The organism is Streptomyces sp. S07_1.15 (assembly GCF_020739505.1).
GTDB classification, from domain to species: Bacteria; Actinomycetota; Actinomycetes; order Streptomycetales; family Streptomycetaceae; genus Streptomyces; species Streptomyces xinghaiensis.
The window spans coordinates 6,740,166-6,752,335 of the sequence record NZ_JAJBZK010000001.1 but is presented as its reverse complement, the minus strand read 5'-3'; the positions used below and the strand labels follow the sequence as shown (position 1 = coordinate 6,752,335).

General features: G+C 73.2%; 9 protein-coding genes. 1 reads left to right on the top strand and 8 read right to left on the bottom strand.

The annotated features are described in order from the left end of the window. Positions 1-138: 138 nt before the first annotated feature. From LIX60_RS29010 to LIX60_RS29000, 3 genes are all read right to left on the bottom strand, one after another. The gene (locus LIX60_RS29010; RefSeq protein WP_227962129.1) at positions 139-2,547 is read right to left on the bottom strand and encodes a glycoside hydrolase family 65 protein; all 2,409 of its coding nucleotides are present in this window, start codon (positions 2,545-2,547) and stop codon (positions 139-141) included. Next, the gene (locus LIX60_RS29005) at positions 2,544-3,365 is read right to left on the bottom strand and encodes an HAD family phosphatase (RefSeq protein ID WP_227962961.1); all 822 of its coding nucleotides are present in this window, start codon (positions 3,363-3,365) and stop codon (positions 2,544-2,546) included. Before LIX60_RS29005 ends, LIX60_RS29010 begins: the two co-directional genes overlap by 4 nt. A gap of 169 nt (positions 3,366-3,534) precedes the next feature. Beyond that, positions 3,535-4,407 carry a universal stress protein gene (locus LIX60_RS29000; protein ID WP_227962127.1) on the bottom strand — a complete coding sequence of 291 codons (873 nt, stop codon included), beginning with the start codon at positions 4,405-4,407 and terminating at the stop codon, positions 3,535-3,537. A 186-nt stretch (positions 4,408-4,593) separates the two neighbouring features. Between LIX60_RS29000 and LIX60_RS28995 the strand changes: the two genes are divergently transcribed. Then, a complete protein-coding gene (locus tag LIX60_RS28995) occupies positions 4,594-5,055 on the top strand; it encodes a Crp/Fnr family transcriptional regulator (RefSeq protein ID WP_227962125.1) in 462 nt (153 codons plus the stop codon). Between the two features lie 64 nt (positions 5,056-5,119). Here LIX60_RS28995 and LIX60_RS28990 read toward each other — a convergent pair whose 3' ends face one another. From LIX60_RS28990 to LIX60_RS28970, 5 genes are all read right to left on the bottom strand, one after another. Continuing rightward, positions 5,120-6,541, bottom strand: coding sequence for a GH1 family beta-glucosidase (locus LIX60_RS28990; protein WP_227962123.1), 1,422 nt, complete (start codon positions 6,539-6,541; stop codon positions 5,120-5,122). Between the two features lie 47 nt (positions 6,542-6,588). Then, positions 6,589-8,166 (bottom strand): GH1 family beta-glucosidase, encoded by a 1,578-nt coding sequence (locus LIX60_RS28985; protein ID WP_227962121.1) that lies wholly within the window; start codon positions 8,164-8,166, stop codon positions 6,589-6,591. A gap of 433 nt (positions 8,167-8,599) precedes the next feature. After that, a complete protein-coding gene (locus LIX60_RS28980; protein WP_227962119.1) occupies positions 8,600-9,517 on the bottom strand; it encodes a carbohydrate ABC transporter permease in 918 nt (305 codons plus the stop codon). After that, a complete protein-coding gene (locus tag LIX60_RS28975) occupies positions 9,514-10,518 on the bottom strand; it encodes a carbohydrate ABC transporter permease (protein ID WP_227962117.1) in 1,005 nt (334 codons plus the stop codon). The genes LIX60_RS28980 and LIX60_RS28975 overlap by 4 nt, the downstream gene beginning before the upstream one ends. 94 nt (positions 10,519-10,612) lie before the next feature. After that, positions 10,613-11,953 carry an ABC transporter substrate-binding protein gene (locus LIX60_RS28970; protein WP_227962115.1) on the bottom strand — a complete coding sequence of 447 codons (1,341 nt, stop codon included), beginning with the start codon at positions 11,951-11,953 and terminating at the stop codon, positions 10,613-10,615. Between the last annotated feature and the right edge of the window lie 217 nt (positions 11,954-12,170).

The window sequence follows — 12,170 nt, the reverse complement described above, 5'->3', positions numbered from 1 at the left end:
CTCCGTGTGCTGAGTGCGGGCGGATCGGTCGTGGGGACACCGGCGCGCCGGCGGTGGCCGCGCCGGGTGTCCGGTCCGAGTCTTCCCTACCCGGCGGACCGCCGCGCACCGCGGGGCCCCGGGCCGCGGACTCCCGGCCTACGGCTCCGTCAGCTCCAGCGTGCAGGACTCGCCGGGGTCGAGCGTGACGGACCGGTCCGGGAGCACCAGCCGGACCGGCGGTTCGTCGGACGCCGGTACATCAATGCGGAGTTGACCGGGGCTCAGCCGCATGGCCAGGCCCCAGTGGTTGTGGTAGCGGACGGTGAAGCAGTACTCGGACAGTTCCGGCAGCGGCGCGGGGTCGAGGACGAGCGCGTCGGCGCGCGGGTCCATCCCGGTCAGGCCCCGCTGTACGAGGTCGAGGGTGCCGGCCATGGCGCCGAGGTGGATGCCCTCCTCGGTCGTGCCGCCCTGGATGTCGGCCACATCGCCCTTCAGCGCCTCCAGGCAGAACTCCCACGCTTCGGCACGCCGCACCCGGGCCAGGACCCAGCCGTGCACGAGGCCGCTGAGCGTCGAGCCGTGCGAGGTGCGGCGCAGATAGTAGTCGACGGTCCGCCGCCAGGTGTCGTCGTCGAGTTCGTAGCCCAGGTGCCGGAAGATCCCGGCGAGTTCGGCGGGCGGGAAGAGATAGCCGAGCATCAGCGCGTCGGCCTGCTTGGACGCCTGGTAGCGGTTGGCGCTGTCGCCCTCGGCCTCCAGGATGCGGTCCAGCCGGCGGATGTTGCCGTAGCGGCGGCGGTACCCGTCCCAGTCCAGCTCGGCGAGTTCGCCGTAGCCCTCGAACTGGCTGATGACGCCCCGGTGGAAGGGCACGTGCAGCCGGCGGGACACCTCCTCCCAGCGGTCCGGTTCGCCGGGGTCCGTGCCGGTCTCCTCGAAGAGCTGCCGGCGGCGCGGCTCGGGCAGGGCGCGGACGACCTCCAGGGCGCGGGTGAGCACCCAGGCGGCGGTGACGTTGGTGTACGCGTTGTCGTCGAGCCCGGGGGCGGACGCGTCCGGGTAGCCCTCGTGGTACTCGTCGGGGCCGACCACCCCACGGATGCGGTAGCGGCCCAGTGCCGGGTCGAACTCGGCGCCGCTCGCCCAGAAGCGCGCGATCTGCGTCAGCATCTCGGCGCCCCTGGTCTGCAGATAGCCGGTGTCCCCGGTGGCCTCGCAGTAGTGCCAGACGTTGTACGCGACCGCGGAGCCGACATGGTGCTGGAGCCGGGAGTGGTCGGGCAGCCAGCGGCCGGAACGCGGGTTGAGATGGACCTCCTGGGTCTCCTCGCGGCCGTCGGCGGCGCTCTGCCACGGGTACATGGCGCCGAGGCGGCCCGCCTCGCGCGCGGAGCGGCAGGCGCGGGGCAGCCGCCGGTGCCGGTAGTCCAGCAGGGCGCGGGACACCTCGGGGAAGTGCAGGTTCAGATACGGCAGCACGAACAGCTCGTCCCAGAAGACGTGGCCCCGGTACGCCTCGCCGTGCAGGCCCCGCGCGGGCACGCCGACATCGAGTCCGGCGGTGTGCGGCGAGAGGGTCTGCAGGACGTGGAAGAGGTGGAACCGCAGGATGCGGCCGGCCTCGCCGGGGACGTCCAGCTCGGCGCGCTCCCACAGTTCGTGCCAGGCCCGGCGGTGGGAGGCGAGCAGGTCCGCGTAAGGGGGCGCCTGCCCGGCCCGGTCGAGGACGGCCTGGAGCGGGTCGCCGACGGCCGGGTCGCGGGAGGTGTGCAGGGCGACGGTCTTGTCGACGGTGGCGGGCCTGCCGGGCGCGGCGGGCAGGAGCAGCAGCCGGCGGGTGTGCGCGGTGCCCGGTTCCAGCCGGGAGGAGGCGGGTTGGGGTGTGGTGGTGGTGCGCGCTGCCATGCCGATGCCGATGTCGGAGCGGGTGGTGCGGCAGTGGAGCCAGACGGTGTCCGGTTCCCGGATGCCGGTGGTGACGCCGGTGAGATGGCGCCCGGCGAGGTCGCGGTAGCGGGCCACACCGGAGTTGGTGACCTCGCCGTCGAGTCCGGACTCGACGTCCAGGAGACCCGACCAGTTCTCCGGTTCGAGGACGGTGCGCAGTACGGCGAGGTGCGGGTCGGCCATGTGCAGGAAGCGGGTCTGCTGGACGCGGATGCGGCGGCCGGCCGCGTCCTCGCAGCGGAAGGCGCGGGTCAGCGTGCCGGAGCGCAGGTCGAGGGTCTGCTCGTGGGCGAGGAGGCCCCCGGCGTCGGGTGAGAACCAGGCGGTCTCCGGGGCGGTGTCCGCCGTGCCGTCGCTGTGGGCGCGGAAGCGCAGCGGCAGCCAGTTCGGCAGGTTGACCATGTCCTCGTTCTCGACCTCGCGTCCGGCGACGGTGGAGGTGAGCCGGTTGTAGCAGCCGGCGGCATAGGTGCCGGGGTAGTGCATGCCGTCGGCGGTGCACTCGGGGGCGGCGCCGCGGGTGGCGAAGTAGCCGTTGCCGAGGGTGCACAGGGCTTCGCGGAGGCGTTCCCGGGCCGGGTCGTAGCCCTCGTACCTCCAGGTCCAGTCGTTCATGCCGGGCCTTTCTCGGTTTCGGGGCCGGGACGGGGGCTCACGCCGGGGCCGGGGACCGCGCCGGGGATCACGCCCGGTCCGGGGCCGGACAGGAGTTCGGCGAGGTCCCGGACCACGCGGTCGGCGCCGTGCCGGCGCAGATCCTCGGCGGCGCTCTCGTCCGCCGTCCGGCTCACGCCCACGACCAGGCCGAATCCCCCGCGGCGGCCGGCCTCGACGCCGGCCAGCGCGTCCTCGACGACGGCGGTCTCGCGGGCCGGTACGCCCAGCCGGGCGGCGGCCTCCAGGAAGAGCGCGGGGTCGGGTTTGCCGGGCAGCCCGAGCCGGGCCGTCTCCCGGCCGTCGACGAGGGCGTCGAACAGGTCCCGTACCCCCGCGCTCTCCAGCAGTTCGCCCGCGTGCCGGGAGGCGGAGGCGGCGGCGCGGGGCACGCCGGCCCGCTTCAGCGCGCGCAGCAGCCGGACGGTGCCGGGGTAGGCCTCGATGCCGCCGGCCCCGAGGCGTTCGGTGAAGAGGCGTTCCTTGAGGGCGGCGACGGCCCGCACCGTGCCGGTGCCGGGCGGGTCGCCGGGGTCTCCGGCGGGCAGGCGCAGTCCGCGGGAGATGAGGAAGGCGGCGGCACCGTCGAGACGGGCCCTGCCGTCGACGTGGCGACGGTAGTCGTCGCCGGGGTCGAAGGGGCGGCGGGCGGCCGGGTCGGGCGGCGGGTTGTCGCGCAGGCAGGCGTCGAAGGCCGTCTTCCAGGCCGCGGCGTGCACCCGGGCGGAGTCGGTGATGACCCCGTCGGTGTCCAGGACCCAGGCCCGCGGGGCGGGCACGGGTGCCGCGGCCGCCCGATGCGGGGCCGGCTGCCGCGGGTCCGGGCCCCGTCCGGGGGCCGGGGCGTCCGTCGCGGGGTCCTCGTGCACGGGCGTTCCCTCTCCGGTGCGGTGCGGCTGCGGACGGCCGCCCGGGCCGGCGGTGGTCCGGCCCGGGCGGGAGACGTGGTCAGTGCCGCTCGGGGACGACGGCCACGGGGCATGCGGCGTGGTGCAGCACGGCGTGATTGACGATGCCGAGCTGGAGGCCGAGGTGCCCCTCGCGCCGGCGCGCGCCCACGACCAGCAGGGCGGCGGTGCGGGAGGCGTCCAGCAGGGCCTTGCGGGCCGGGCCCTCGACGATCTCGTGGGTGACCTCGACCCCGGGGTGGTCGCGCCGCGGTTCGCGCAGCAGTTCCTCCAGGATCCACTCGGCCTGCTCCTCCTCCGCCTGGCCGGGGCTCCCGGTGAGCAGGGGGTGCCGCATCGGCTCGTGCGGGCGGCGCCAGGCCCGTACGGCGGTCAGTCCGGCCCCGCGGGCCTCGGCCTCGCGGAGGGCGAAGCGGGCGGCGGTGGCGCCGTCCGTCTCGTCGCCCGCGCCGAGCACGACCCGCCGGCCGGACGCGGCCGGACCGTGATCCGTACCGCGGACCACGACCACCGGGCAGTCGGAGCGGGCCGCCACCGCCAGGCCGACCGAGCCGAGCAGCAGACCGCCGATGGCGCCCCGGCCCCGGCTGCCGGTGACGAGGAGCGAGGCGTTGCGGCCCTCCCGGACCAGGGCGGCCGCGGGGTCGTCGGGGACGGCCTCGGTGGTGACCGCCAGCCGGGGTTCCCGCTCGCGGGCGCGTTCCTCGGCGGCCCCGAGGATCTTCTCGACCGGCAGCGGCTCGGCGAAGCGGGCGGTGCCCGCGGCGGACTCGGAACCCTCGTACGCGCCCCACAGGGAGGCGTGCACGATCCTCAGGGCCGCCCCGTGGCGGGCGGCCTCGTCCACCGCCCAGTCCAGTGCGGCCAGGCTGTGTTCCGAACCGTCGACACCCACGACCACGGGCAGTTCCATCGGTCCACCGTCTCCTCTCTCCCGCCGGCCCTCTCGCCGGCCTCGCGGCTCCACCGTCGCACCCTCCCCTGTTCCCCGGCAGGGCGGTACGGCACCCCCATTCGGGGACTTTCGGCCCCGTACGGAGGCGCCCCCGCAGGCGGATCATCGACAGGGGACACCTGAAGTGCGTGAAGGGAGCGGATGATGACCAACAGGAACGGCGTACTCGCCGCGCTGACGCAGGAGCAGCGCGAGAGGCTGATGGAGCTGGCCCGGGAGGTCGTCTTCCCGGCCGGGACGCGGATCTTCGAGGAGGGCCGGACGGCCGACCGCTTCTGGCTGATCAAGTCCGGGAGCGTCACGGTCGACGTGCACGTGCCCGGCCGCCGCTCCCCCACCGTGGAGACGCTCGGCACGGGTGATCTGCTCGGCTGGTCCTGGCTCATTCCGCCGCGGCGCTGGAACTTCGGCGCGGAGGCGCTCAGCCCCGTACGGGCCTACCAGTTCGAGGCGGCGGAGGTGCTGGCGCTGCTGGAGAAGGACCCGGTGCTGGGCCGGGCGATGTCCACCGCGGTCGCGGGGGTCGTCGCACACCGGCTGACGGCCGCCCGCACCCGGCTGCTGGATCTGTACGCGCCCTACGGCAGCGGCGCGGCCGCGAGCTGAGCCGCGCCGTCCCCCTCGTCCACGTCCCGCCGCAGCCACCCGCGGCGGGACGTGGGCCGTCCGGTCAGCCGGTGGCGGGGGTGCCGCCGTGCCGGGCGCGGTGGTCCGCGATCAGCGACCGGTACCAGTGGTAGCTGTCCTTCGGGGTGCGCTCCAGCGTGTCGTAGTCGACCCGGACGATCCCGAACCTCCGGTCATAACCGAAGGCCCATTCGAAATTGTCGAGCAGGGACCAGACGAAGTAGCCGCGGACGTCCACGCCCGCGGCGATCGTGTCCGCCAGCACCCGCAGATGGTCGCGGAGGTACGCGACCCGGTCCGCGTCGTGGACGGAGCCGTCGTCCGCCACGGTGTCGGCCTCCGCGGAACCGTTCTCCGTGATGAGGAGGGGCGGCAGGGACGGGTACTCCCGGGTGAGCCCGGTGAGGAGCTCGCCCAGGGCCTCCGGGACGACGGGCCAGCCCATGGTGGTCCGCCGGACGTCCTCGCGCCAGAGCTCGGCGGCCCCGGTGTCCACGGCGGTGCGCGCGGCGGGGTCCGGCTCGGTGTGCGGGACGTCGCGCACGGTCATCGGGCGGTAGTAGTTGACACCGGCGAAGTCGAGCGGCTGTCCGATCAGCTCCAGGTCGCCGTCGAGCCGCCAGGAGGGATCCGCGGCGAGCTCGCCCCAGGTCTCCCGCTCGTACCGCGGGTAGCGGCCGGCGAACAGCGGGTCCAGCCAGATGTCGTTGTGCACGGTCTTCGCGCGCCGCACCGCCGCCCGGTCGGCGGCGGTGTCGCTCTCGGGGACCAGCAGCTCCGGGTTGAGCGTGACGCCGACCTCCCGGGCCCCGGCCTCGCGCAGCGCCCGCACGGCCAGGCCGTGGCCGACCAGCAGATGGTGGGCAGCGGCCAGGGCCCCGCGGCCCTCGCGGGCGCCGGGCGCGTGCCGGCCCCGGGCGTAGCCGAGGAAAGCGCTGCAGAACGGCTCGTTGAGGGTCATCCAGCGGCCGACGCGGTCCCCGAGCCGCCCGGCGACGACGGCCGTGTACTCGGCGAAGAGCTCCGCCGTCTCCCGTATCCGCCAGCCGCCGCGGTCCTCCAGGGCCTGCGGCAGGTCCCAGTGGTAGAGGGTCGCGCAGGGGGTGATGCCCGCCTCCAGCAGGAGGTCGGTGAGCCGGTCGTAGAAGTCCAGGCCCGCCTTGTTGACCTCGCCGTCGCCGCCGGGGCGGACCCGGGGCCAGGCGATGGAGAAGCGGTAGCTGTCCACGCCGAGCTCCCGCAGGAGGGCGATGTCCTCGCGGTAGCGGTGGTAGTGATCGCAGGCGGTGTCCCCGGTGGCGCCGCCCTCGACCTTGCCGGGGGTGCGGCAGTAGGTGTCCCAGATGGATGGCGCGCGGCCGTCCTCGTCGTGGGCGCCCTCGATCTGGTACGCGGCGGTGGCGGCGCCGAAGCGGAAGTGCGCGGGGAACCGCGGGAGGTCCCGGGGACTGCCGGTGTCGGTCATGGGGATGGGATCCCTCTCACTCGTACGGAAGCGGCTCGCGAACGGGCCTACTGCTCGGACAGCTGTCCGGAGATGTCTCCGGGGACCTGCCCGGGAACCTGCTGCGCCCCGGAGACCCGCCGCTCGGGCAGCTGTTCGGTGAGCGGGGCGGAGTTCTGCTCGGGGAACGGCATGGACGCCTGTTCGGGCAGCGGCAGCGGGACCTCGTCCGGGAGGCGGCCGGTGCGGGCGACCCCGGCGTACCAGCGGGCGCTGGACTTGGGGATGCGGGCCTGGGTCTCGTAGTCGATGTAGATCGCCCCGACCCGCTTGCCGTAGCCGTAGGTCCACTCGAAGTTGTCGAGCAGCGACCAGAGGAAGTAGCCGCGCACGTCGGCGCTGTTCTGCAGCGCCCGCAGGACGGCGTCCAGATGGCGGTGGAGGTAGGCGATGCGCTCCGGGTCGTGCACCGTGCCGTCGGGGCCGGGGCGGTCGTCGTACGCCGCGCCGTTCTCGGCGATCACCAGCGGCAGGCCGGGGAAGTCGGCGGTGAAGCTCATCAGCAGGTGGTAGAGGCCGGTGGGGTCGACGGGCCAGCCCATCGCGGTCCGTTCGCCGGACGGCTGGTGGAAGACGACCCCGTCCGCCCCGGGCCACGGCGAGGCCGGGCGCGCGGTGCCGCGCGCGGTCCGCCCGTCGGGGCGGGAGGCGGAGACGACGCGGGAGGTGTAGTAGTTGATGCCCAGCGCGTCCAGCGGCCGGTGGATCGCGGCCGGATCGCCGTCGCGGACGAAGGACCAGTCGGTCAGCCGGGCGGTGTCGGCGAAGAGGTCGTCCGGGTAGGCGCCGGCCAGCATCGGGCCGGTGAAGATCCGGTTGCCGACGGCGTCGATGCGCCGGACGGCCTCCAGGTCCTCCGGCGTCTCGGAGAGCGGCCGGACCAGGTGCGGGTTGAGGGTGACGCCGATCTGCGCATCGGGCGGCAGGGTCTCGCGGAGCACGGCGACGGCCCGGCCGTGGCCCAGGTTGAGGTGGTGGGCGGCGCGCAGCGCGGCGACCGGGTCGGCGCGGCCCGGGGCGTGGGTGCCGGAGCCGTAGCCGAGGAAGGCGCTGCACCAGGGCTCGTTGAGGGTGGTCCACAGGGAGACCCGGTCGCCGAGGGCCTCGGCGACGATCGCCGCGTAGTCGCCGAAGCGCTCGGCGGTGGCGCGCCGCGGCCAGCCGCCGACGTTCTCCAGGTCCTGCGGCAGGTCCCAGTGGTAGAGGGTCACCGCGGGCTGGATGCCGTTGGCGAGCAGCTCGTCGCAGAGCCGCCGGTAGAAGTCGAGGCCGCGCTGGACGGCCGGGCCGCGGCCGGTGGGCTGGACCCGGGGCCAGGAGACGGAGAACCGGTAGGCGCCGATGCCGAGTTCGCGCATCAGGCGGACGTCCTCCGGCATCCGGTGGTAGTGGTCGGCGGCCACGTCGCCGGTGTGGTCGCGGAAGACGTTGCCGGGGGTGTGGCTGAAGGTGTCCCAGATGGAGGGGGTGCGGCCGTCCTCGGTCGCGGCGCCCTCGACCTGGTACGCGGCGGTGGCCGCCCCCCACACGAAGCCCGGCGGGAAGGAGCGGGCCGAGGCGGCGGACCGGACTTCGTGCGCGGTCATGGGGAGAGCACTCCTTGGCTCGGTACGGACGACGGGGAGAGGCCCGGGGACCGGTGGGGGGTGACGCCGGGGTCGGGCGGAGCGGGGGCGCGGGGCGGGGCTGTGAGTCATGAGGGCGGTCGCGGACGAAGGGGACGCGGCACGGGGATCGCAGGGGTACTGCCGGGTGGTGCGGTATCGCACGCGGCGGTGCGGGACGGTTCGGGGCGGTGCGGGCGGTTCCGGTGGCACGTGCAGTGCCGGTGGTACTGGTGGTGCCGGTGGTGCTAGTGGCGCCCGTGGTGCGTGCGGTGGTCCGGACCACCACCGCCGGGGCGGAGCCCGCCGCCGGGCGCCGTCGCGGCGCGGTCCTCGTCACCGCGTCAGCGCCGGAGCCACCGCGGTTGGTCGCTCCGCGGGGGCTCCGGCGCTCCGGTCTGCGGGCCGGCGCGGGTCAGCTCTTGACGGCTCCCGCGGTGATGCCGCCGACCACGTGCTTGCCCAGCAGGGCGAAGACCGCCAGCAGCGGAATCGTCGCGATCAGCGCACCGGTCAGGACGACCGCGTGGTTGACGGTGTGGTTGCCGGCGCCGAGACCCGCGAGGGCCACCTGCAGCGTCGGGTTCCCGTCCGGGGTCAGCGCGATGAACGGCCAGAAGAAGTCGTTCCACGACTGGACGAAGATGAGCATCCCCAGGACCGCCATCGCCGGCCGGGCGACGGGGAACACCACGTGCCAGATGATGCGCATGCTGTTCGCGCCGTCCATCCGGGCCGCCTCGACGAGCTCCACCGGCAGCGCCTCCAGCAGGAACTGGCGCATGAAGAAGACGCCGAACGCGGCCACCAGGGTGGGCAGGATGACCGACTGCAGCTGGTCGACCCAGCCCAGCTCGGTGATGATCTGGTAGAGCGGGATCACACTGAGCTGCGGCGGCACGGTCATCGTCGCGATGACGACCGCCAGCAGGATGTTGCGGCCGCGGAACTGCAGCTTGGCGAAGGCGAATCCGGCCAGGGTGGCGAAGAGCACCGTGCTCATCGCCACCGTGCCCGCCACGATGGTGGTGTTGATCAGCGCCTGGCCCATGTGGACCTGGTTCCAGGCGATCTCCAGATTGGTGAAGAGCTGGTCGCCCGGCAGGAGCGGCGACGGCGCCTGGACGACGCGCTCGCCGGTGTGCGAGGCGGCGACGACGTTCCAGTACAGCGGGAACAGCGAGAAGAACGCCGCCAGCGCGAGCACGATGTAGGTGACCGGACCGGCGTGGTTGTGGCCGCCTGCCCGGCCCGCCTTCCCCCCGCGGCGCAGGGTCTGCGCCCTCCGGCGGCCGGCCGGGGCCGGCGGGACCTTGGTCAGGGCGTGGGTCATGAGGGGGCCCCCGTCTTCTTGCGGTTCCTGCGGGAGATGAGGGCCTGCGCCCCGCCGACGAACAGCAGGAGCAGCAGCATCACCCAGGCGATGGCCGAGGCCTGGCCGAGGGAGCCGGTGACCCAGCCCTTCTCGTACATCAGCAGGCTCAGCGTCTGGTACTGGTTGGCGCTGCCGCCGCCGATGCCGAGACTGCCGCCGAAGATCAGCGGTTCACCGAAGAGCTGGGTGGCGCCGATCGTCGAGACGACGATGGTGAAGAGGATCGTCGGCCGGATCGACGGGATGGTGACGCTGATGAACTGCCGCCAGCGGGAGGCGCCGTCGAGCGCCGCGGCCTCGTAGAGGTCGTTCGGCACAGCCTGCATCGCGGCCAGGTAGATCAGGGCGTTGTAGCCGGTCCAGCGCCAGGTGACGATGGTGGAGATGGCGATCTGCGCCGGCCACTTCTCGGTCTCCCAGTTGACCGGGTCGACCCCGAAGAGGCCGAGGAAGCCGTTGATCATGCCGTAGTCGGTGTTGAACAGCTGCGCGAAGACGAGCGTCGCGGCGGCGATCGAGGTGGCGTACGGCGCGAGGATCGCGACCCGGTAGAAACCGCGGCCGCGGAGCTTGTAGTTGAGCAGATGCGCCAGACCGAGCGCCATCAGCAGCTGCGGCACGGTGGAGATGACGCCGATGGTGAAGGTGTTGGCCAGCGCGTTCCAGAAGAAGTCGCTGTCGGCGAGCCCGGTGTAGTTCTCCAGGCCGCGCCACTCCGCGTCCCCGCCGAGCTCCACCCGGTGCAGGGAGAGCCAGCCGGTGTAGATCAGCGGGAAGAGCCCGAAGGCGGCGAAGGTGAGAAAGAACGGGGCGATGAACGTGTAGGGGGTCGCCTTCACGTCCAGCCGGTACAGCTTGCTGCGCCAGGCGCTGGGGGCCTTGCGGCGCCGTGCCGGTCGGGGGGCGGGCGGCGCGGGAGGCGGACTGCCGTCCGCGGCCGCCCGTACGGAGGTAGCCACGAGTGGCGTCCTTCCACGGGGATCGGTTCTGACGGTGACTCAGGCGTACGGGCCGCCCGCCGGCGCGATGCCGGGCGGGCGGCCCGCCGTCCCGTTACTGATCGATCTTGTCCTCGATCAGGTTCTTCACGTTCTTCCAGGCTTCGTCCGGGTCCGTCCCGCGCTGCTCGATGTCGAGGATGCCGTTGTCGGTGAGGAAGGTCTTCACCTGGCCGTCGTAGCGGCCGATGGGCGCCGGCTCGATCTTCTGGGCGGCGGCGGAGTAGATCTCGCCGACCGGGGTGTCACCGAAGTAGTCGATCTTGGCCGTCTTCACCTCTTCCGACTGCATGGCCTTGGTGGTGGACGGCATCAGACCGGCCTTGGCGAAGACCTTGGCCTGCTGCTCCGGGGCGGTCAGCCAGGCGGCGAGCTTGGCGGCCTCCTTGGTGTTCTTGCCGGCCTTCGGCACGGACAGGAAGGAACCGCCCCAGTTGGCGGCCACCGGCGGAGCGGCGATGTCCCACTTGCCCTGGTTCTCGGGGCCCGCCTGGTCCTTGATGATGTTGGTCATCCAGCTCGGGCAGACCACCGTGGCGAACTTGGAGTTCTTGAACGCCGCGTTCCAGCTGCCCTTCTCGTCGAACTGGCGCAGCTCGGCGGTGAGGTCCGCCTCCGCCGCCTCGACGGCCAGGTCCCAGGCCTGCTTGACCCCGGAGCTGTTCTCCCAGTCGAGCTGGCCGCGGGAGTTGGAGTACTGCTCCGGCGAGCTGGAGATCACGGCGTTGAAGAGGCCGCTGGCGGAGTCGTGGAAGGCCGTGCCCTTGGGCGCGTTGGCCTGGTATTCCTTGCCCTGCTCGATGAACTTGCCCCAGTCGCCCTCCCACAGCTTGCCGACCTCTTCACGGTCGGTCGGCAGACCGGCCTTCTCGAAGAGGTCCTTGCGGTAGCAGATCGCCATCGGGCCGATGTCCGTGCCGAGGCCGACGACCTTGTTGTCGGGCGTGGTCGCCTGCTTGATCTTCCAGTCCAGGAAGTCGGCGGTGGAGACGCCCTCGGCGGAGGAGAGGTCGACGAACTTGCTGGCCATGGCCGGGCTCGTCGCCTCGGCGATGTAGCCCACCTCGATCGCCTGGATGTCGGAGAGACCGCTGCCCTGGGAGAGCCGGAGCTTCAGGGTGTCCCAGTACTTCTGACCGTCGGACACGTTGTTCTCGACGATCTTGATGTTCGGATTCAGCTTCTCGTACTCGGCGTAGAGCTTGGCGCCCGTCTTGTTGTCGTAGCCGAACGATCCGAAGGTGCCGACGCGCAGCTCGATCTTGCCGTCGCTGCCGGCCCCGCCCTCGGAGTCGCTGCTGCATCCGGTGATCAAGACTGCGCAGGTCGCGAGCCCGGCCACCGCCGCTGTCGCGGTTCTGCGGCTACGGCCGCGGGTCCTGCTGGAAGTGCGCATTCCACTCTCCTTGTCCAGGTGGATCTCTGGGCTGGTGCCACGGGACGGTCCGTTCCGGGGGCGGCTGCGGCGCTGTGCCGCGGGGCGCCGGCCGGTTCGGACCTCGAGGGGGCTTGACCGGCCGGTCCGGGTCCCCTCGGACCGGCGGCCTCGTCGTGCTGGACGCTGTTGAGTGCAGGCCTCCCCCCGGAAGGCCCGACTCCGCCTGGCGAGGGGT